The organism is Escherichia sp. B1147 (genome assembly GCF_001660175.1).
GTDB classification, from domain to species: Bacteria; Pseudomonadota; Gammaproteobacteria; order Enterobacterales; family Enterobacteriaceae; genus Escherichia; species Escherichia whittamii.
Genome location: NZ_LFHY01000004.1, coordinates 1 through 21,824 on the forward strand (window position 1 = coordinate 1; position 21,824 = coordinate 21,824).

21 protein-coding genes are annotated in these 21,824 nt (G+C 50.2%); 13 read left to right on the top strand and 8 right to left on the bottom strand.

Annotated features, from left to right (window positions below; genetic code table 11):
• The first annotated feature begins 354 nt into the window (after positions 1 to 354).
• Positions 355 to 1,047 (top strand): FadR/GntR family transcriptional regulator, encoded by a 693-nt coding sequence (locus tag A9180_RS02460; RefSeq protein WP_064525886.1) that lies wholly within the window; start codon positions 355 to 357, stop codon positions 1,045 to 1,047.
• 22 nt (positions 1,048 to 1,069) lie between these two features.
• A complete protein-coding gene (gene mdtD, locus A9180_RS02465; protein WP_064525888.1) occupies positions 1,070 to 2,497 on the top strand; it encodes a multidrug transporter subunit MdtD in 1,428 nt (475 codons plus the stop codon).
• Here the strand turns inward: mdtD and rbsR are convergent.
• The 7 genes from rbsR to kup all read right to left on the bottom strand — a co-directional run bounded on the left by rbsR (position 2,463) and on the right by kup (position 10,368).
• Positions 2,463 to 3,455 (bottom strand): ribose operon transcriptional repressor RbsR, encoded by a 993-nt coding sequence (gene rbsR, locus A9180_RS02470; protein WP_074399415.1) that lies wholly within the window; start codon positions 3,453 to 3,455, stop codon positions 2,463 to 2,465. The genes mdtD and rbsR overlap by 35 nt on opposite strands.
• A gap of 3 nt (positions 3,456 to 3,458) precedes the next feature.
• Positions 3,459 to 4,388, bottom strand: a complete 930-nt coding sequence (gene rbsK / locus A9180_RS02475) for a ribokinase (protein ID WP_064526096.1) — start codon at positions 4,386 to 4,388, stop codon at positions 3,459 to 3,461.
• Between the two features lie 125 nt (positions 4,389 to 4,513).
• Positions 4,514 to 5,404 carry a ribose ABC transporter substrate-binding protein RbsB gene (gene rbsB / locus A9180_RS02480; RefSeq protein ID WP_001056273.1) on the bottom strand — a complete coding sequence of 297 codons (891 nt, stop codon included), beginning with the start codon at positions 5,402 to 5,404 and terminating at the stop codon, positions 4,514 to 4,516.
• Between the two features lie 24 nt (positions 5,405 to 5,428).
• On the bottom strand, positions 5,429 to 6,394 hold the full coding sequence (rbsC, locus tag A9180_RS02485; RefSeq protein WP_000211858.1) for a ribose ABC transporter permease: 966 nt from the start codon (positions 6,392 to 6,394) through the stop codon (positions 5,429 to 5,431).
• 4 nt (positions 6,395 to 6,398) lie between these two features.
• Positions 6,399 to 7,904, bottom strand: a complete 1,506-nt coding sequence (rbsA, locus tag A9180_RS02490; RefSeq protein ID WP_064525894.1) for a ribose ABC transporter ATP-binding protein RbsA — start codon at positions 7,902 to 7,904, stop codon at positions 6,399 to 6,401.
• Positions 7,905 to 7,911: 7 nt separating this feature from the next.
• Positions 7,912 to 8,331, bottom strand: coding sequence for a D-ribose pyranase (gene rbsD, locus A9180_RS02495; RefSeq protein ID WP_064526099.1), 420 nt, complete (start codon positions 8,329 to 8,331; stop codon positions 7,912 to 7,914).
• A gap of 168 nt (positions 8,332 to 8,499) precedes the next feature.
• Positions 8,500 to 10,368 (bottom strand): low affinity potassium transporter Kup, encoded by a 1,869-nt coding sequence (gene kup, locus A9180_RS02500; protein WP_000102319.1) that lies wholly within the window; start codon positions 10,366 to 10,368, stop codon positions 8,500 to 8,502.
• Between the two features lie 222 nt (positions 10,369 to 10,590).
• On the opposite strand from kup, the gene ravA reads away from it, so the two are divergent.
• Entirely contained in the window at positions 10,591 to 12,087 is a 1,497-nt protein-coding gene (gene ravA, locus A9180_RS02505; protein ID WP_064525897.1) for an ATPase RavA, read from the top strand.
• A complete protein-coding gene (gene viaA, locus A9180_RS02510; protein WP_064525899.1) occupies positions 12,081 to 13,532 on the top strand; it encodes an ATPase RavA stimulator ViaA in 1,452 nt (483 codons plus the stop codon). The genes ravA and viaA overlap by 7 nt, the downstream gene beginning before the upstream one ends.
• Before the next feature lie 4 nt (positions 13,533 to 13,536).
• Here viaA and asnA read toward each other — a convergent pair whose 3' ends face one another.
• A complete protein-coding gene (gene asnA, locus A9180_RS02515; protein ID WP_000845136.1) occupies positions 13,537 to 14,529 on the bottom strand; it encodes an aspartate--ammonia ligase in 993 nt (330 codons plus the stop codon).
• 151 nt (positions 14,530 to 14,680) lie between these two features.
• Between asnA and asnC the strand changes: the two genes are divergently transcribed.
• From asnC to atpH, 9 genes are all read left to right on the top strand, one after another.
• Positions 14,681 to 15,139, top strand: a complete 459-nt coding sequence (gene asnC / locus A9180_RS02520) for a transcriptional regulator AsnC (protein WP_064525901.1) — start codon at positions 14,681 to 14,683, stop codon at positions 15,137 to 15,139.
• A gap of 89 nt (positions 15,140 to 15,228) precedes the next feature.
• Positions 15,229 to 15,672, top strand: a complete 444-nt coding sequence (mioC, locus tag A9180_RS02525) for an FMN-binding protein MioC (protein ID WP_064525903.1) — start codon at positions 15,229 to 15,231, stop codon at positions 15,670 to 15,672.
• Positions 15,673 to 16,050: 378 nt separating this feature from the next.
• Positions 16,051 to 17,940 (top strand): tRNA uridine-5-carboxymethylaminomethyl(34) synthesis enzyme MnmG, encoded by a 1,890-nt coding sequence (mnmG, locus tag A9180_RS02530; protein ID WP_064525904.1) that lies wholly within the window; start codon positions 16,051 to 16,053, stop codon positions 17,938 to 17,940.
• Between the two features lie 63 nt (positions 17,941 to 18,003).
• Positions 18,004 to 18,627: a 16S rRNA (guanine(527)-N(7))-methyltransferase RsmG gene (rsmG, locus tag A9180_RS02535; RefSeq protein ID WP_033804388.1), complete on the top strand. Its 624-nt coding sequence runs from the start codon at positions 18,004 to 18,006 to the stop codon at positions 18,625 to 18,627.
• Between the two features lie 616 nt (positions 18,628 to 19,243).
• A complete protein-coding gene (atpI, locus tag A9180_RS02540; protein WP_064525906.1) occupies positions 19,244 to 19,624 on the top strand; it encodes a F0F1 ATP synthase subunit I in 381 nt (126 codons plus the stop codon).
• 8 nt (positions 19,625 to 19,632) lie between these two features.
• On the top strand, positions 19,633 to 20,448 hold the full coding sequence (gene atpB / locus A9180_RS02545; RefSeq protein WP_064525908.1) for a F0F1 ATP synthase subunit A: 816 nt from the start codon (positions 19,633 to 19,635) through the stop codon (positions 20,446 to 20,448).
• Between the two features lie 46 nt (positions 20,449 to 20,494).
• Positions 20,495 to 20,734 carry a F0F1 ATP synthase subunit C gene (gene atpE / locus A9180_RS02550; RefSeq protein WP_000429386.1) on the top strand — a complete coding sequence of 80 codons (240 nt, stop codon included), beginning with the start codon at positions 20,495 to 20,497 and terminating at the stop codon, positions 20,732 to 20,734.
• A 61-nt stretch (positions 20,735 to 20,795) separates the two neighbouring features.
• Complete coding sequence (gene atpF / locus A9180_RS02555) at positions 20,796 to 21,266, top strand: F0F1 ATP synthase subunit B (RefSeq protein ID WP_001052219.1); 471 nt, start codon at positions 20,796 to 20,798, stop codon at positions 21,264 to 21,266.
• Between the two features lie 14 nt (positions 21,267 to 21,280).
• Positions 21,281 to 21,814, top strand: coding sequence for a F0F1 ATP synthase subunit delta (gene atpH, locus A9180_RS02560; protein WP_001288583.1), 534 nt, complete (start codon positions 21,281 to 21,283; stop codon positions 21,812 to 21,814).
• Positions 21,815 to 21,824: the final 10 nt, after the last annotated feature.

A 21,824-nucleotide genomic window follows, 5' to 3' on the forward strand; every position in this document is an offset into this window, starting at 1 on the left:
GATAAATTGTTAAAGAGCAGTGCCGCTTCGCTTTTTCTCAGCGGCGCGGGGTGTGCATATTACACTTTCCCGCCACAGAGTCAAGCATTTTTTCGCTTTTCTCTGCCGGGATTCTCAGGAGAACCCCGCTGACCCGGCGGCTTGTTTGCCGTTGTTCCGTGTCAGTGGTGGCGCATTATAGGGAGTTATTCTGAGCTGACAAGAGGAAATTTAAAATAATTTTCCGAATGCGCGTTTTTTCAGCAAAACACCTGTAAGTGTGCCATAAAACAAGCAATTTGCCGTTTTTGCAACCGCAATCACACATCCAGGTGGCATACTAAAGAGGAATAAAAAGAAAAAGGAAGATAAGTAATGCCTTTAAGCGCACAACAGTTAGCTGCACAGAAAAACCTTTCATATGTTCTGGCTGAGAAGCTGGCACAACGAATCTTAAAAGGTGAATACGCACCTGGCGCCATTTTGCCAGGTGAAATTGAACTGGGTGAGCAATTTGGTGTGAGTCGTACTGCGGTACGCGAAGCGGTCAAGACGTTAACGGCAAAAGGGATGGTTTTACCGCGTCCACGAATTGGTACCCGGGTCATGCCACAATCCAACTGGAACTTTCTTGATCAGGAATTGCTCACCTGGTGGATGACAGAAGAGAACTTTCATCAGGTCATTGATCACTTTCTGGTTATGCGTATCTGTCTGGAGCCGCAAGCCTGTTTACTGGCTGCAACGGTGGGAACAGCAGAACAAAAGGCGCGTCTCAACACGCTAATGGCCGAAATGGTCGCATTAAAAGATAATTTTCGCCGAGAACGTTGGGTTGAGGTCGATATGGCCTGGCATGAGCACATCTATGAAATGAGCGCCAATCCGTTTTTGACCTCTTTCGCCTCACTATTCCATTCGGTTTATCACACTTACTTCACGTCAATAACCAGCGACACCGTGATAAAGCTGGATCTGCACCAGGCGATCGTCGATGCGATTATCCAAAGCGATGGCGACGCGGCATTTAAAGCTTGTAAGGCGCTGCTACACACTCCGGATAAGTGATAACCAGACAAAGGGACATTGAATGAGCGAGAAAAAGAAACTCAGTATGGCGGGTTTGCCATGGATTGCGGCAATGGCTTTCTTCATGCAGGCACTTGATGCCACTATCCTGAATACCGCCCTACCCGATATCGCTCATAGTCTTAATCGCTCCCCTCTCGCTATGCAATCAGCCATCATCAGTTACACGCTGACGGTGGCGATGCTTATTCCGGTCAGCGGATGGCTGGCCGATCGCTTCGGCACGCGCCGCATTTTTACCATTGCCGTTAGCTTGTTCACGTTGGGCTCTCTGGCCTGCGCACTCTCAAACTCGCTGCCACAACTGGTTGTCTTCCGTGTTATTCAGGGGATAGGCGGCGCAATGATGATGCCGGTCGCTCGCCTGGCGTTACTGCGCGCATACCCACGCAATGAACTTCTCCCCGTACTGAATTTTGTCGCCATGCCGGGTCTGGTAGGGCCGATTTTAGGGCCAGTTCTTGGGGGCATGTTGGTCACCTGGGCAACATGGCACTGGATCTTTTTAATCAATATCCCCATTGGTATTGCGGGCCTTCTCTACGCTCGCAAACATATGCCCAACTTCACCACAGCACGTCGAAAATTTGATATCACTGGTTTCTTACTGTTTGGTCTTAGCCTTGTGCTCTTCTCAAGTGGAATCGAGCTGTTTGGTGAGAAAATTGTTGAAACCTGGATTGCCTTGACAGTCATAGTAACCAGCATAGTGTTACTGCTTGTCTATATCCTCCATGCCCGACGCACACAAAACCCATTAATCTCATTAGATTTATTTAAAACACGCACCTTCTCGATCGGTATCGTTGGTAATATCGCAACCCGTCTGGGGACCGGCTGTGTACCATTTCTTATGCCATTGATGTTACAGGTAGGATTTGGTTATCAGGCGTTTATTGCCGGCTGCATGATGGCACCGATAGCGTTAGGCTCCATTATTGCAAAATCGATGGTTACGCAGATTTTACGGCGTCTGGGCTATCGCCATACGTTAGTGGGAATTACGGTGATTATTGGTCTGATGATCGCCCAGTTCTCATTGCAATCACAGGCAATGGCGATATGGATGCTAATTTTGCCGTTGTTTATTTTAGGGATGGCGATGTCGACGCAATTTACCGCGATGAATACCATAACACTTGCCGATCTGACAGATAACAACGCCAGTAGTGGTAACAGCGTCCTGGCGGTTACGCAACAGTTGTCGATCAGTCTAGGCGTTGCCGTTAGTGCAGCCGTTCTTCGCATTTATGAAGGGATGGAAGGCTCGACGATTATCGAACAATTCCACTATACGTTTATTACGATGGGGATTATCACGGTTGCTTCAGCAGCGATGTTCATGCTCCTGAAGGTTACTGATGGTAATAACTTGATTAAACGCCAGCAAAAATCTAAGCCGAGCCGCGCGCCATCAGTATCGGAGTAAGTTGTAATCGTTGTTGTTGTAAGGTTGGCTGCGCCATTCGGTGGATGAGTACATCAACCGCCAGCTCCCCCAGTTCATCTTTTGGCTGATGGATAGTGGTGAGCGGTGGCGTCATAAAGCTTGCCAATTCAATATCGTCATACCCAATCACCGCAATATCTTGCGGGACATGCAATCCAGCCTGGTACAACGCCTGGTAAACACCCACTGCCATTGCGTCATTTCCGGTAAAGACCGCCTGAGGACGCAGCGGATGTGATAACAGTTGACGCATGGCGTCAAACCCGCCGTTAAATTCAAAATCACCAGTCACTTCATAGCCATCGGGAATGTCGAGGCCAGCACGTTTCATCGCCGTCCGATAACCTTCCAGCCGCAAACGTGCAGGCGTTTTATCCAGAGGTCCGGTAATACAGGCGATACGAGTATGACCTTTGTCGATCAGATACTGCGTTGCTAAATCGCCCCCCAGCAATGAGTTATCCTGAATGAGATCGCTGTCACCATCGAACGGCGCCCAGTCCATCATCACGGTAGGCACTGTAGGATAACGTTGCATGATTTCACGCGAAGGCTGATGCGTTTCGGTGCAGAGTAACAGCAAGCCATCGACGCGTTTTTGCATCAGCGTTTCCAGATTACGATTCATTCGCTGCTCATCGCCTTCAGTATTACAAAGGACAAGACTATAGCCACGTTCGAAGCAACTGCGCTCAACACCACGCACCAGTTCAGAATAGAAAGGATTGGTACTGGCGGTGATCAACATGCCAATGGTATGTGTTTGATTAAGCTTGAGGCTACGCGCCAGGGCCGATGGCGCGTAATTGAGTTCTTTAATCGCCGCTTCAACTTTGGCGGTAATGGCTTCACTAACGAAGCGATCTTTATTGATGACGTGAGAAACTGTTGAGGTAGAAACGCCCGCCAGGCGGGCAACATCTTTCATTGTAGCCAAGCGTCACCTCTGCCTATCTAAAAACGCGTCGATCTCTTCACGCCACGGTACTGACGGTTGTGCGCCTTTACGCGTTACGGCAATAGCAGCGGCGGCATGAGCAAAACGAATCGCCTCTGGCAACGGTTTTTCTTCCAGCAACGCCGTGATTAACGCGCCGTTAAAAGTATCTCCGGCAGCAATGGTATCGACAGCCTGAACACGAAAACCAGGAACACGCTGACCTTCGCCATTCACGCTAGCCCACACGCCACGACTCCCTAAGGTAATCAGGACGGTACGGATACCTTTCTCATGCAGTACCTGCGCAGCTTTCGCCGCATCTTCATCATTTTCAACACGAATACCGGTAAGTTTTTCTGCTTCCGTTTCGTTTGGCGTAATGATGTCCACCAGCGCCAACAATTCATCGGGTAATTCGCGAGCCGGAGCCGGGTTAAGAGCAACGATAGTCTTATTTTGATGGGCAATTTTCGCTGCTGCCATCACACTTTCGAGTGGTGATTCCAGCTGCATTAATAATGCTGAGGCATTCGCAATACGCTCGCGTTGTGCTTCTACCAGCACAGGGGAAAGGGCAGCGTTAGCTCCAGAATGAATACCGATGACGTTCTCGCCTTCACTATTAACAAAAATCAGCGCTACACCTGTTGATTCACCGTTGATCACGCTTACAGGTGAAATATCAATGTTATCAGTAGCGAGCTGCTGGCGTACGCTCTCGCCAATGCTGTCATCACCAGTACAGGCTATAAACGAGATATTCGCGCCGCTACGCCCTGCTGCCACAGCCTGATTCGCACCTTTGCCGCCAAATGCGACTTGATAGTGGTTACCGGTTACGGTTTCGCCTGGAGTAGGAAAAGATTGAAGATTAAGGATATGGTCAGCATTAATGCTGCCAAGAACAACGAGGCTGCCTGCGTTTTGCATATTCGGGATGTCCATAAAATGCGCCACCGGGTTAGGGTGGCGCGTGCCCTGCTTTTCTTTATATTACACGTTCATCTGTCGATGACGTATTAATGCCACTATCAGGTTATAAAACCTGACTAAGACTACTGCTTAACAACCAGTTTCAGATCAACCGGATATTTCGCCTGAACTTTTTCGCCTTTCAGAACTTTATCAGCGGTTTCGACACCTTTTGCGCCAATCTGATCGGGTAACTGAGCGATAGTCGCTGCCAGTTTGCCATCATTTACTGCTTTTTCGCCATCAGGTGTACCGTCAAATCCGACGACCATCACATCTGATTTACCTGCAGTTTGCAGCGCACGCAGTGCGCCCAGCGCCATTTCATCGTTCTGCGCGAACACTGCCTGTACATCCGGATGAGCGGTCAGCAGGTTCTGCATTACGTTCAAACCTTTGGTGCGGTCGAAGTCTGCGGGCTGGCTGGCAAGGACGTTAAATTTGTGAGCAGCAACAGCCTGCTGGAAACCTTCGCCACGTTCACGAGCTGCGGATGTACCGGCAATGCCTTGCAGTTCGATAACTTTCGCACCTTCACCTGCTTTCTTCGCGATGTAATCACCTGCGATTTTACCGCCCAGTACGTTGTCAGAAGCAATATGGCTCACCACTTCGCCTTTCGTTGCCTGACGGTCAAGGGTGATAACCGGGATGTTCGCCTGGTTTGCCATCTTCACGGCGTTACCCACCGCGTCGGAGTCGGTCGGGTTAATCAGCAGAATTTTGGTGCCGCGAACGGTTAAGTCCTGCACGTTCGCCAGCTCTTTTGCGGGGTTGTTCTGGGAATCCAACACCACCAGGTTATAGCCGAGTTTATCTGCCTCTTTCTGCGCGCCATCTTTCAGCGATACAAAGAACGGGTTATTGAGCGTGGAAACCACCAGCGCAATGGTGTCTTTTGCCATTGCATTCGCACTAACGGTGGCGCTTAACGCAACAGCAGAAACCAGGGTAGCCAGTTTTTTCATGTTCATATTCAAGATGTCCTGTAGTCGTTATTACTGCTTTTTGTTGTCTACCAGCACCGCCAGCAAAATCACCACAGCTTTGACGATCATCTGGTAATAGGAGGAAACACCTAACAAATTCAATCCATTATTTAGGAAGCCAAGAATTAATGCGCCGATCAACGTCCCAACAATGCGACCTTTACCGCCCGCCAGACTCGTACCACCCAGAACCACTGCCGCAATGGCATCCAGTTCATAGCCCGTCCCCGCCGTCGGTTGCGCGGAGGAGAGGCGTGCCACTTCAATAATCCCAGCCAGCGACGCCAACAGACCACAAAGAGAATAGACGATGATTTTGATTTTATTGACGTTGATACCAGAAAGACGCGTTGCCGCTTCATTGCCGCCCAGCGCGTAGATGTAACGTCCCAAACGCGTGTGGTGCAGCATGTACCAGGCCGCGAGGAAGACAATCCCCATGATCCATACAGGCGTAGGTACACCCAGCGGACGACCAATACCAAACCAGCCAAACAGATCGGCGTTCTCGGTAAAGCCTGTATTCACCGGGCTACCGTTGGTGTAAACCATGGTCACACCACGCAGTAAAAGCATCATAACCAGCGTGGCGATAAACGCCTGGACGCGACCTTTCGCCACTATCACCCCGGTTACCGCGCCAATTGCGGCACCTAACGCGAGAGCGGCTGCGACAGCCACCAGTGCGTTAACTTCAATACCGACGATAGATGCAGCGACAGCGCCGGTCAGCGCCAACAGAGAACCTACAGACAGGTCGATGCCCGACGTCAGGATCACCAGCGTCATCCCGACCGCCATTATGGCGTTCACCGAGGTTTGCTGGAGAATATTGAATAAGTTATTGATGGTGAAAAAGTTCGGGCTTAACGTCGAGACAATCGCGATCAGCACCAGCAGAGCGATAAGCGATTTCTGCTCCATCAGCCACGCTTTCGTGAAATAACGGCGACCAGAGACAGTCTGGGTTGTCATTTTTTTACTCCTGATTCACGCGATTAAGCTTGCCCACAGCGGCAGCCATTAACACTTCCTGGGTGGCCTGCTCACGAGTAAATTCCCCGCTGAGATGCCCTTCATGCATGACGATGATGCGATCGCTCATGCCTAATACTTCTGGCATTTCCGATGACACCAGAATGATACTCAGGCCATCGGCTTTGAACTGGTTAATCAGCTGATAGATCTCTTTTTTCGCGCCGACATCTACGCCACGGGTAGGTTCATCAAGGATAAGCACTTTTGGGCGCGTCATCAGGCCACGGGCAATCGCCACCTTTTGCTGATTGCCACCGGAGAGCAGGCCAATCGCCTGTTCCATTGACGGCGTTTTCACATTGAACAGGCGAATAAAATCACTCACGGCCTGCTGTTCATCGGCATGCTTCAAACTGCCGCCAGTACGGCTGAAGTAGCGCAGCGCAGTCAGCGACATATTTTCTTTTACTGACATGCCCAGCACTAAACCGTCGCGTTTACGGTCTTCAGAGATATACACAATGCCGTTCGCCAGGCCATCCTGCGGTGAACGGGTAATAACTTCATGCCCATCCAGCGTGACATAGCCGCTGGTGCGCGGGAGGGCGCCGTAGAGCACTTTCATCAATTCGGTACGCCCCGCGCCCATCAAACCAGAGACGCCAAGGATTTCGCCATTGCGTAGGGTAAAAGAGACATTGTTAACACCAGGTCCGCAGAGATTATCGACTTTCAGGCGGATATCTCCCGGCACTTTGTCCAGGTGTGGATACTGCTCTTCCAGTTTGCGGCCCACCATCATCTCAATCAGCGAATCTTCGGTCAGTGATGCCACTTCACGCTCGGCAATAAATTGCCCGTCACGAAAAACGGTAACGTCATCGCAAATCTCGAAGATTTCTTTCATGCGGTGGGAAATATAGACAATGCCGCGCCCTTGCGATTTCAGCTCGCGAATGACCCGGAACAGGGATTCGGTTTCGGTATCAGTCAGCGCATCTGTCGGTTCATCCATAATGATGACTTTCGACTCAAAGCTTAATACCTTCGCGATTTCAACCATTTGCTGGTCACCGATCGAAAGATCACCCACCAGCTTGTCGCTTTTAAAACGCAGGTTAAGTTTTGCCAGCAATTTATCCGCTTCGGCATACATGGTTTTCCAGTCAATTTTGCCAAAGCGATTCACAAACTCACGACCGAGGAAAATGTTTTCCGCAATGGTCAACTGCGGGATCAGGTTCAGTTCCTGATGGATAATACCAATTCCGGCTTCCTGGGAAGATTTCGGCCCGGTAAACGTCGTTTCTTTACCCAACCATAAAAGCGTACCGGCATCGCGAGTATAGATACCGGTAAGCACTTTCATCATGGTGGATTTACCCGCGCCGTTTTCGCCTACCAGCGCCATCACGCGGCCCGGATAGACATTTAACGCGGCGCCCGAGAGGGCTTTTACGCCCGGGAAGGCTTTATCAATACCTTTAAGCTGTAGTAATGCTTCCATGACGGCCTCAGAACGTCACGCCAGCACAGAGAATGATATTCGCATACGGAGAACATTCTCCGCTGCGAATTACCGCCTGACTTTCGGCAGTTAGTTGTTTGAATTTTTCATGCGTGGTGTAACGAATTTCAATGGTGTTTCCCTGGTGTTGTTGCAGCTGCTCAAGGTGAGTGAGCAACGTTTCGTGGAGTTGCGGATTATGTTGTTTGATCTCTTCCGCAATAATGGCTGCCTCAACCTGCATTTCACTCGTAACAACTTCCAGCACCTGCATAAAAGAAGGTACACCCTGGGTTAATGCCATATCGATACGCGTTGTCGTTTTAGGGATGGGTAAACCAGCATCACACACCACCAGCGTATCGGTATGCCCCAGACGGGAGATCACCGATGAAATATCAGAATTAAGAACGGCGCCTTTTTTCATTTTTTTCTCCATCAGCGAAACGTTTCGCTGACCAGCAGTTTAATCCTGACTGAACAGAGAAAACCATCGCAACGTTACTGAAATGTGATCAACATCGAAACGTTTTACATCGTGATTAAGCATGAAAAACAAAAACGCCTCCTTTATGGAGAAAGGAGGCGTCTGGCGTTAGATTTCGACCTGAGTACCCAGCTCGATAACCCGGTTTGGTGGGATTTCAAACTGATCCGGTGCGCGCAGTGCATTACGCTGCAACAGCAAGTACAGTTTGCCACGCAAACGTAAGTACCACGGGCGTTTGCCGAGGATCAGCGACTCATGGGACATAAAGAATGAGGTTTCCATCATCCGGCAACTTAACCCTTCCAGGCCACAGCGGTGGAAGACTTCTTCCACGTTTGGTGTTTCCCGCCAGCCGTAGCTTGCCACCACGCGCCAGAAAGTGGGCGACAGTTGTTCAATCTGTACCCGACGGACATTATGGACATATGGCGCGTCTTCGGTACGCAGAGTTAACAGAATCACCCGCTCATGCAATACCTTGTTATGTTTCAAGTTATGCATCAGCGCAAAGGGAATGACATTGATTGCACGCGACATATACACCGCTGTTCCGGGAACGCGAACAGGCGGTGATTTCTCCAGCGAAGCAATCATCGCTTCCAGAGAATTACCATGTTCGTGCATCCGCCGCAGCAGGCGGAAACGCTCGCTCTTCCAGGTGGTCATCACGATAAACATCACCGTACCGAGGCTCAATGGCAACCAGCCGCCGGAAAGCAGTTTATCGAGGTTAGCGGTGAATAGCGGAATATCGACACAAAGGAAAGCAATCAGGATCAGCGCAACAAAATACTTGTTCCAGTGCCAGTTCTGACGCGCCACTGTCGTCGAAAGAATAGACGTCAGTACCATTGTTCCGGTCACCGCAATCCCGTACGCCGCCGCCAGGTTACTGGAGTGCTCAAAGCTAACAATCACAATCACTACTGCGACATAGAGCATCCAGTTCACAAACGGAATGTAGATTTGCCCTGACTCCATTTCAGAAGTGTGAATGATGCGCATCGGCGACAGATATCCCAGACGTACAGCCTGACGCGTCAACGAGAAGACGCCAGATATAACCGCCTGCGAAGCTATTACCGTCGCCAGTGCGGCGATTATCAGCAGCGGGATCAGCGCCCAGTCCGGAGCCAACAGGAAAAACGGGTTCTTAATCGCTTCCGGATTCTTTAGCAGCAATGCTCCCTGACCAAAGTAGTTAAGGGTCAAAGACGGCAATACGACAGTGAACCACGCCAGACGAATCGGGAACTTACCAAAATGCCCCATATCGGCATACAGCGCCTCGACACCGGTAATCGACAGCACCACCGCCCCTAATGCAATAAAGGAAACGGTTTTATATTCAAGGAAGAAATGCACCGCCCACATCGGATTCAGCGCATGCAGCACTTCCGGGTTAGCAATAATGCTACGTAACCCCAGCCCTGCCAGAATCAAAAACCAGGTCAGCATGATTGGCGCAAACAGCTTACCAACCATAGCAGTGCCATGTTTTTGAATCATAAACAGTAACGTGAGAACAATTATTGAGAGGGGAACTATCCAGGTATCCAGTTGCGGGGCGACGATTTCCAAACCTTCGATGGCAGACATCACCGAAATGGCGGGTGTTATGACGACTTCGCCATAGAAAAAGCTGCCGCCGATCAGCCCCATAATCACTAACATTGAGGTCGTTCGAGCCGACGTATTACGCCCGGCAAGCGACATCAACGTCAGAATCCCCCCTTCTCCGGCGTTATCCGCGCGCATCACGAAGGTAAGATATTTGATGGAAACCACAAAGATTAACAGCCAGAAAATCAGCGATAGAAAGCCAAACACGGCATCGCGTTCAACGCCAAAACCAAACTGGCCAGACAAACATTCACGAAGCGTATATAACGGGCTGGTACCAATATCGCCGTAGACAACTCCAATCGCCGCGAGGGTAATCGCGGGCAACGATTGCTTATTATCAGTGCTCATAGACTAGTCTTTCGTTGAAATATGAAATGTGTGCGTAGTCCCTTGGCCCACAAAAAAGCGTTCAGTATGCACGATTAACGGCAAAATCGTACTCCTAAATGCGGCCACATTAACCTGGCTCAAAGAAAAATAGCCGTCCTTTGAGACTATTTTTGCCACCAGCAAGAAACGTCTATACTCGCAGTTTACGCAGAACTTTTGACGAAAGGATGCCACTTCATTATGGCTCACCCTCACTTATTAGCGGAAAGAATTTCCCGTCTAAGCAGTTCGCTGGAAAAGGGGCTTTATGAGCGTAGTCACGCCATCCGCCTTTGTTTGTTAGCGGCATTAAGTGGTGAAAGCGTGTTCCTGCTTGGCCCACCAGGTATTGCTAAAAGTTTGATTGCCCGACGCTTAAAATTCGCCTTTCAGAATGCGCGCGATTTTGAATATCTGATGACCCGCTTCTCCACCCCGGAAGAAGTTTTTGGCCCCCTTTCCATTCAGGCGTTAAAAGATGAGGGACGCTATGAACGCTTAACCAGCGGTTACCTGCCGGAAGCAGAAATCGTCTTTCTGGATGAAATCTGGAAAGCTGGCCCTGCGATTCTTAATACCTTGCTAACCGCCATTAACGAACGTCAATTCCGTAACGGCGCCCATGTCGAAAAAATCCCGATGCGCTTGCTGGTGGCGGCCTCCAACGAATTGCCAGAAGCAGACAGCAGCCTGGAAGCATTATATGACCGAATGCTGATTCGTCTGTGGTTAGATAAAGTGCAGGATAAAGCGAATTTCCGCTCCATGCTGACCAATCAACAAGATGAAAATAACAATCCGGTTCCTGCCGCCTTGCAGGTCACAGATGAAGAATATGAACGCTGGCAGAAAGAGATTGGTGAAATTACGCTACCCGATCATGTATTTGAGCTGATTTTTACGCTTCGCCAGCAACTGGATAAACTACCGGATGCGCCTTACGTCTCCGATCGTCGCTGGAAAAAAGCGATCCGTTTATTACAAGCCTGCGCCTTTTTTAGTGGTCGTGAGTCAGTAGCCCCGGTTGATCTTATCTTGCTGAAAGATTGCCTGTGGTATGACGCACAAAGCCTGAATTTGATTCAACAACAGATAGACGTATTGATGACCGGTCACGCCTGGCAACAGCAAAGTATGTTGACGCGCCTGAGCGCGATTGTGCAGCTTCGCCTGCAACTCCAGCAACAGCAAAGCGATAAAACGGCCTTCACGGTGATTCGTCAGGGCGGCATGTTCACCCGTCGTCCGCAATACCAACTTCCAGCCGACGTTACCGCGTCCACGCTGACGTTGCTGCTGCAAAAACCATTAAAACTGCATGACATAGAAGTGGTTCATATTTCCTTTGAGCGCAGTGCACTGGAACAGTGGTTGAACAAAGGCGGTGAAATTCGCGGCAAACTGAACGGTATCGGTTTTGCCCAGAAGCTGAATTTAGAAGTTGATAGCGCCCAACATCTTGTTGTACGCGATGTGAGTTTGCAGGGGGCAACTCTGGCGCTGCCCGGCACATCGACGGAAGGTCTGCCTGGCGAAATAAAACAACAACTGGAAGAGCTTGAAAGCGACTGGCGTAAGCAACACGTTTTATTTAGCGAACAGCAAAAATGTCTGTTTATCCCTGGCGACTGGTTAGGTCGTATTGAAGCCAGCCTACAGGATGTCGGCGCCCAGATTCGCCAGGCGCAACAATGCTAACTCTGGATACGCTTAATGTAATGCTGGCCGTCAGCGAAGAGGGGTTGATCGAAGAAATGATCATCGCGCTGTTGGCATCACCGCAACTGGCGATCTTCTTTGAAAAATTCCCGCGCCTCAAGACTGCAATCACGGATGATATTCCCCGCTGGCGTGAGGTGCTGCGTAGCCGTCTGAAAGATGCGCGTGTCCCGCCAGAACTCACTGAAGAGGTCATGTGCTACCAGCAAAGCCAGCTTCTCTCCACGCCGCAGTTTATTGTGCAGCTACCGCAGATTCTGGACTTACTGCATCGTCTAAATTCTCCGTGGGGCGAACAAGCCCGACAGCTGGTTGATGCTAACAGCACTATCACTCCGTCATTGCACACGCTTTTTCTCCAGCGTTGGCGCTTAAGTCTGATCGTGCAAGCAACGACGTTAAATCAACAGTTATTAGAAGAAGAACGCGAACAACTGTTGAGCGAAGTTCAGGAACGCATGACGCTAAGTGGGCAACTAGAACCGATTCTGGCAGAAAACAACACCGCAGCCGGTCGTCTGTGGGATATGAGCGCCGGTCAGCTTAAACGCGGCGACTATCAGTTGATTGTAAAATACGGTGAATTTCTTAACGAACAGCCAGAACTGAAACGCCTGGCGGAACAGCTGGGACGTTCGCGGGAGGCCAAATCAATACCCCGCAACGATGCACAGATGGAAACCTTCCGCACCATGGTGCGCGAACCGGCAACCGTTCCTGAGCAGGTTGATGGCCTGCAACAAAGCGATGATATTTTACGCCTTCTGCCGCCGGAACTGGCGACGCTGGGCATCACTGAACTGGAATATGAATTTTATCGTCGGCTGGTGGAAAAACAGTTGCTCACCTATCGTCTGCACGGTGAAGCGTGGCGTGAAAAAGTGATCGAGCGTCCGGTGGTGCATAAAGATTACGACGAACAGCCGCGCGGGCCGTTTATTGTCTGCGTGGATACTTCCGGATCAATGGGCGGTTTTAATGAACAGTGTGCGAAAGCGTTCTGCCTGGCATTAATGCGCATAGCCCTCGCTGAAAATCGACGCTGCTATATTATGTTATTTTCCACCGAGATCGTCCGTTACGAGCTTTCAGGCCCGCAAGGTATTGAACAAGCGATCCGCTTTTTAAGTCAGCAGTTTCGTGGCGGCACCGATCTTGCCAGTTGTTTTCGCGCCATTATGGAACGCTTGCAAAGTCGGGAATGGTTTGACGCCGATGCGGTGGTGATTTCTGATTTTATCGCCCAGCGGTTGCCTGACGACGTGACAAGTAAAGTGAAAGAGTTGCAGCGGGTACATCAGCATCGCTTTCATGCCGTGGCGATGTCGGCACACGGCAAACCCGGCATCATGCGCATTTTCGATCATATCTGGCGCTTTGATACCGGGATGCGAAGCCGCCTGCTCAGACGCTGGCGGCGATAGACAATTACAGCAGGGAAGGGACGCTCTCGCGAACAGCTGCTGGCCATACACCGCACTGAACCTGGCCGATATGTGGCAGTTGCAGCAGCAGCATGGTCAAACGAGACTGGCCGATACCGCCGCCGATGGTCTGCGGCATTTCACCACGCAGCAGCGCCTGATGCCACTCCAGCTGCAGACGATCTTCATCCCCGGTCAGCGCCAGTTGATGCTTCAGCGTGTCGGCATCCACACGGATCCCCATGGAAGAAAGTTCAAACGCATCTTCCAGCACCGGGTTCCACACCAGAATATCGCCGTTCAGCCCTGCATGACCCAGCTCTGACGGAGTGCTCCAGTCATCATAATCCGGTGCGCGCACGTCGTGACGATGACCATCGCTCAACTTGCCGCCAATCCCGACGAGGAATACCGCGCCAAGATCTTTCGCAATCGCCCGCTCACGCCCTTTGGCGTCGAGATCCGGATAACGAGACAGTAATTCCTGGCTGTGTACGAAGTGGATCTGATCCGGCAGGAACGGTGCCAGACCAAACTCTTCGCTAACAGCTGCTTCGGTTGCTTTAATTCCCGCCCAGATCGCCTCTACTGTGCTTTTCAGAGTGGAGAATTGACGCTCACCGTCGCCCATTACGCGTTCCCAGTCCCACTGGTCAACATAGACCGAGTGAAGCGGGGAAAGACGGTCTTCATCGGGGCGAAGGGCTTTCATGTGCGTGTACAGCCCTTCGCCCACGCTGAAGTCGTGTTGCCCTAATGTCTGACGTTTCCACTTCGCCAGTGAATGAACCACTTCGAACTGGGCATCAGGCAGAGCTTTCACTTTTACCTGTACCGCTTTTTCACAGCCCGACAAGTTATCCTGCGTGCCATCCCCCACACGGCTAAGAATAGGCGCCTGGACTTCAATCAGCCCTAAGCGTTCTTCCAGTTGACGAGAAAAGTGAGATTTCACGAAGCTAATTTGACGTTGTTTGGCAATGTAAGCGGTTTTCATTTTTTATACTCCTGCGTCCTGTTGATTATGATTAAGCAACAAAAACCAGCACGCATGCAATATTCATTCAATAAAAAGCCTCACTCACTTTTGATTCATTAAAAAAGAAAGCTAAAATAGAGTGAATAATCAATACACATAAGAAAATCCTATGGAAAATTATCTGATCGACAATCTGGACCGCGGCATCCTGGAAGCGTTAATGGGTAATGCACGCACTGCTTACGCTGAACTGGCGAAACAATTTGGCGTCAGTCCGGGAACAATTCACGTTCGTGTAGAGAAAATGAAGCAGGCGGGGATCATTACCGGCGCCCGTATCGACGTCAGCCCGAAACAGCTCGGTTATGACGTAGGCTGTTTTATCGGCATTATCCTGAAGAGCGCAAAAGACTATCCTTCCGCGCTGGCAAAGCTGGAAAGTCTCGACGAAGTCACCGAAGCCTATTACACAACCGGCCACTACAGCATCTTTATAAAAGTAATGTGCCGCTCGATCGACGCTCTCCAGCATGTACTTATCAACAAGATCCAAACAATTGATGAAATTCAGTCCACTGAGACATTGATCGTTCTGCAGAACCCGATCATTCGTACCATCAAGCCATGATCAGCTTTTTTAATCCCATACTTTTCCACAGGTAGATCCCAGCGCGTTCACAGCGTACAATACGCCACTCTTAATAAAGGTGGCGGTTTATGGCAGATATCACTCTTATCAGCGGCAGCACTCTCGGCGGTGCCGAATATGTAGCAGAACACCTGGCTGAAAAGCTGGAAGAGGCAGGTTTTACCACCGAAACGCTGCACGGTCCGCTGTTAGAAGATTTATCTGCCTCTGGGATCTGGCTGGTTATCAGCTCAACCCACGGTGCCGGAGACATTCCAGACAACCTTTCTCCTTTCTATGAAGCATTGCAGAAACAAAAGCCCGATCTTTCTGCGGTACGCTTTGGCACAATCGGTATTGGCAGTCGTGAATACGACACTTTTTGTGGGGCTATCGATAAACTCGAGGCTGAACTCAAAAATTCCGGTGCAAAACAGATTGGCGAAACACTGAAGATCAACATCCTTGATCATGACATTCCGGAAGATCCGGCAGAAGAATGGCTGGGATCGTGGATTAATTTACTCAAATAAGTATACAGATCGTGCGATCTACTGTGGATAACTCTGGTAGGAAGCTTGGATCAACCGGTAGTTATCCAAAGAACAACTGTTGTTTAGTTTTTGAGTTGTGTATAACCCCTCATTCTGATCCCAGCTTATACTGCCCAGGATCACCGATCATTCACAGTTAATGATCCTTTCCAGGTTGTTGATCTTAAAAGCCGGATCCTTGTTATCCACAGGACAGGGCGATCCTAATAAGAGATCACAATAGAACAGATCTCTAAATAAATAGATCTTCTTTTTAATACCCAGGATCCCGGGGCTTTCTCAAGCCGACAAAGTTGAGTAGAATCCACGGCCCGGGCTTCAATCCATTTTCATACCGCGTTATGCGAGGCAATCACCATGTTTTATCCGGATCCTTTTGACGTCATCATCATTGGCGGGGGTCATGCAGGCACCGAGGCCGCGATGGCTGCGGCGCGTATGGGTCAACAGACTCTGCTTTTGACACACAATATCGACACTCTGGGGCAGATGAGCTGCAACCCGGCGATCGGCGGTATTGGGAAGGGACATCTGGTAAAAGAAGTGGATGCACTCGGCGGTCTGATGGCGAAAGCGATCGATCAGGCTGGTATCCAGTTTAGGATACTAAACGCCAGCAAAGGGCCGGCGGTTCGCGCCACCCGAGCTCAGGCGGATCGCGTGCTCTATCGTCAGGCAGTACGTACTGCGCTGGAGAATCAACCAAATCTGATGATCTTCCAGCAGGCGGTTGAGGATCTTATTGTCGAAAACGATCGCGTAGTCGGCGCTGTCACCCAGATGGGTCTTAAGTTCCGTGCTAAAGCTGTCGTGCTCACTGTCGGAACTTTCCTTGACGGTAAAATTCATATCGGTCTGGATAATTACAGCGGTGGCCGTGCTGGCGATCCGCCGTCCATTCCGCTCTCACGCCGTTTGCGTGAGCTTCCGCTGCGTGTTGGTCGCCTGAAAACCGGGACGCCGCCGCGTATCGATGCGCGCACTATCGACTTCAGCGTGCTGGCGCAACAGCATGGCGATAACCCAATGCCGGTGTTCTCGTTCATGGGCAATGCGGCCCAGCATCCCCAGCAGGTACCGTGTTATATCACCCATACCAACGAGAAAACCCATGACGTGATCCGTAGTAACCTTGATCGCAGTCCAATGTACGCAGGGGTGATCGAAGGTGTTGGCCCACGCTACTGCCCGTCGATCGAAGACAAAGTCATGCGCTTCGCCGACAGAAATCAGCATCAGATCTTCCTTGAACCGGAAGGGCTGACGTCTAACGAAATTTATCCGAACGGTATCTCCACCAGCCTGCCGTTCGATGTGCAGATGCAAATCGTCCGCTCCATGCAGGGGATGGAAAATGCGAAGATCGTGCGTCCTGGTTATGCCATCGAATATGACTTCTTCGATCCGCGTGACCTGAAACCAACGCTGGAGAGCAAGTTTATCCAGGGGCTGTTCTTTGCCGGGCAGATTAACGGCACTACTGGTTACGAAGAAGCCGCTGCGCAAGGTTTGCTGGCCGGTCTTAACGCCGCTCGCCTGTCTGCTGACAAAGAAGGTTGGGCTCCGGCTCGTTCTCAGGCGTATCTCGGCGTACTGGTCGATGATCTGTGCACTTTAGGAACCAAAGAACCGTATCGTATGTTTACCTCGCGCGCAGAATATCGTCTGATGCTGCGCGAAGATAACGCGGATCTGCGTTTGACTGAAATCGGTCGTGAACTGGGTCTGGTGGATGACGAGCGCTGGGCGCGCTTTAACGAAAAGCTTGAGAACATCGAGCGTGAGCGTCAGCGTCTGAAATCGACCTGGGTAACCCCGTCGGCGGAAGCTGCAGCCGAAGTGAATGCTCACCTGACTGCGCCGCTTTCCCGTGAGGCCAGTGGTGAAGATCTGCTGCGTCGTCCGGAAATGACGTATGAAAAATTAACCATGCTGACGCCGTTTTCCCCTGCGTTGACAGACGAACAGGCGGCGGAACAGGTTGAGATTCAGGTTAAATACGAAGGTTATATTGCGCGCCAGCAAGATGAGATCGAAAAGCAACAGCGTAACGAGAAGACGCTGCTGCCTGCGACGCTGGATTACTGCCAGGTATCTGGTCTGTCCAACGAAGTGATCGCCAAACTCAACGATCACAAACCGGCCTCTATTGGTCAGGCTTCGCGTATTTCTGGCGTCACACCTGCGGCCATCTCCATTCTACTGGTGTGGCTGAAAAAACAGGGTATGCTGCGTCGTAGCGCATAACGCATTAAAAATGCCTGGTAAGCACCCGCTTACCGGGCAACGCATCAAGAACAGGTAATCACCGTGCTCAACAAACTCTCTTCACTGCTGAAAGACGCAGGAATTTCGCTTACCGATCACCAGAAAAATCAGCTTATTGCCTACGTAAATATGCTGCATAAATGGAATAAGGCATACAACCTGACTTCGGTCCGCGATCCTAACGAGATGCTGGTACGCCATATTCTCGACAGCATTGTCGTTGCACCATATCTGCAAGGTGAGCGTTTTATCGATGTGGGAACCGGACCGGGACTGCCTGGCATACCGCTTTCCATCGTGCGTCCTGAAGCCCATTTCACGCTGCTGGATAGCCTCGGTAAACGTGTGCGTTTCCTCCGTCAGGTGCAACATGAACTGAAACTGGAAAACATTGAACCGGTACAGAGCAGGGTAGAAGAGTTTCCGTCAGAGCCGCCATTTGATGGCGTAATTAGTCGTGCTTTTGCCTCTCTGAACGATATGGTGAGCTGGTGCCACCACCTTCCTGGTGAGCAGGGCCGTTTCTATGCGCTGAAAGGCCAAATGCCAGAAGATGAAATCGCTTTGTTGCCCGAAGAATATCAGGTCGAATCAGTGGTTAAACTTCAGGTTCCAGCCCTGGATGGCGAACGTCATCTGGTGGTGATTAAAGCAAATAAAATTTAATTTTTATCAAAAAAATAATAAAAAATTGACCGGTTAGACTGTTAACAACAACCAGGTTTTCTACTGATATAACTGGTTACATTTAACGCCACGTTCACTTTTTTGCATCAACAAGCTAACGTGGCTTTTTTTGGTAAGCAGAAAATAAGTCATTAGCGAAAATATCAGGCTGCTAAAAATCGGCGCTAATAACCATAATTTGCTGTTAAAATTTTATTAAGAATGTCAATGGCTGGTTTTTGTTGTGTAAATGTCATTTATGAAAACAGTATCTGTTTTTAGACTGAAATATCAGAAGCTTGCAATGGCATCATTTGCCAAGTAAATAAATATGCTACGAGTGAACATACTCGATATGTGATCTGAAGCACGCTTTACCACTAGTGTTTACGCGTTATTTACAGTTTTTCATGATCCACCACGGTTAGCAGAAAAGTCGCAATTGTATGCACTGGAAAAATATTTAAACATTTATTCACCTTTTGGCTACTTATTGTTTGAAATCACGGGGGCGCACCGTATAATTTGACCGCTTTTTGATGCTTGACTCTAAGCCTTAAAGAAAGTTTTATACGACACGCGGCATACCTCGAAGGGAGCAGGAGTGAAAAACGTGATGTCTGTGTCGCTCTTGAGTCGAAACGTTGCTCGGAAGCTTCTGCTCGTTCAGTTACTGGCGGCGATAGCAAGTGGATTGCTGTTCAGCCTCAAAGACCCCTTCTGGGGCATCTCTGCGTTAAGTGGAGGCCTGGCAGTCTTTCTGCCTAACGTTTTTTTTATGATATTTGCCTGGCGTCACCAGGCGCATACACCAGCGAAAGGCCGGGTGGCCTGGACGTTCGCTTTCGGCGAAGCTTTCAAAGTTCTGGCGATGTTGGTGTTACTGGTGGTGGCGTTGGCGGTTTTAAAGGCGGTATTCTTGCCGCTGATCGTTACGTGGGTTTTGGTGCTGGTGGTTCAGATACTGGCGCCGGCTGTAATTAACAACAAAGGGTAAAAGGCATCATGGCTTCAGAAAATATGACGCCGCAGGATTACATAGGACACCACCTGAATAACCTTCAGCTGGACCTGCGTACATTCTCGCTGGTGGATCCGCATAACCCCCCAGCCACCTTCTGGACAATTAATATTGACTCCATGTTCTTCTCGGTGGTGCTGGGTCTGTTGTTCCTGGTTTTATTCCGTAGCGTAGCCAAAAAGGCCACCAGCGGCGTGCCAGGTAAGTTTCAGACCGCGATTGAGCTGATAATCGGCTTTGTTAATGGTAGCGTGAAAGACATGTACCATGGCAAAAGCAAGCTGATTGCTCCGCTAGCCCTGACGATTTTCGTCTGGGTGTTCCTGATGAACCTGATGGATTTACTGCCTATCGATCTGCTGCCGTACATTGCTGAACATGTACTGGGTCTGCCGGCACTGCGTGTGGTTCCGTCTGCGGACGTGAACGTAACGCTGTCTATGGCACTGGGCGTATTTATCCTGATTCTGTTCTACAGCATCAAAATGAAAGGCATCGGCGGCTTCACGAAAGAGTTGACGCTGCAGCCGTTCAATCACTGGGCGTTCATCCCTGTCAACTTAATCCTTGAAGGGGTAAGCCTGCTGTCCAAACCAGTTTCACTCGGTTTGCGACTGTTCGGTAACATGTACGCTGGTGAGCTGATTTTCATTCTGATTGCTGGTCTGTTGCCGTGGTGGTCACAGTGGATCCTGAATGTGCCGTGGGCCATTTTCCACATCCTGATCATTACGCTGCAAGCCTTCATCTTCATGGTTCTGACGATCGTCTATCTGTCGATGGCGTCTGAAGAACATTAATTTACCAACACTACTACGTTTTAACTGAAACAAACTGGAGACTGTCATGGAAAACCTGAATATGGATCTGCTGTACATGGCTGCCGCTGTGATGATGGGTCTGGCGGCAATCGGTGCTGCGATCGGTATCGGCATCCTCGGGGGTAAATTCCTGGAAGGCGCAGCGCGTCAACCTGATCTGATTCCTCTGCTGCGTACTCAGTTCTTTATCGTTATGGGTCTGGTGGATGCTATCCCGATGATCGCTGTAGGTCTGGGTCTGTACGTGATGTTCGCTGTCGCGTAGTAAGCGTTGCTTTTATTTAAAGAGCAATATCAGAACGTTAACTAAATAGAGGCATTGTGCTGTGAATCTTAACGCAACAATCCTCGGCCAGGCCATCGCGTTTGTCCTGTTCGTTCTGTTCTGCATGAAGTACGTATGGCCGCCATTAATGGCAGCCATCGAAAAACGTCAAAAAGAAATTGCTGACGGCCTTGCTTCCGCAGAACGAGCACATAAGGACCTTGACCTTGCAAAGGCCAGCGCGACCGACCAGCTGAAAAAAGCGAAAGCGGAAGCCCAGGTAATCATCGAGCAGGCGAACAAACGCCGCTCGCAGATTCTGGACGAAGCTAAAGCTGAAGCAGAGCAGGAACGTACTAAAATCGTGGCCCAGGCGCAGGCGGAAATTGAAGCCGAGCGTAAACGTGCCCGTGAAGAGCTGCGTAAGCAAGTTGCTATCCTGGCTGTTGCTGGCGCCGAGAAGATCATCGAACGTTCCGTGGATGAAGCTGCTAACAGCGACATCGTGGATAAACTTGTCGCTGAACTGTAAGGAGGGAGGGGCTGATGTCTGAATTTATTACGGTAGCTCGCCCCTACGCCAAAGCAGCTTTTGACTTTGCCGTCGAACACCAAAGTGTAGAACGCTGGCAGGACATGCTGGCGTTTGCCGCCGAGGTAACCAAAAACGAACAGATGGCAGAGCTTCTCTCTGGCGCGCTTGCGCCAGAAACGCTCGCCGAGTCGTTTATCGCAGTTTGTGGTGAGCAACTGGACGAAAACGGTCAGAACCTGATTCGGGTTATGGCTGAAAATGGTCGTCTTAAAGCGCTCCCGGATGTTCTGGAGCAGTTTATTCACCTGCGTGCCGTGAGTGAGGCTACCGCTGAGGTAGACGTCATTTCCGCTGCTGCATTGAGTGAACAACAGCTCGCGAAAATTTCTGCTGCGATGGAAAAACGTCTGTCACGCAAAGTTAAGCTGAATTGCAAAATCGATAAGTCTGTAATGGCAGGCGTTATCATCCGAGCGGGTGATATGGTCATTGATGGCAGCGTACGCGGTCGTCTTGAGCGCCTTGCAGACGTCTTGCAGTCTTAAGGGGACTGGA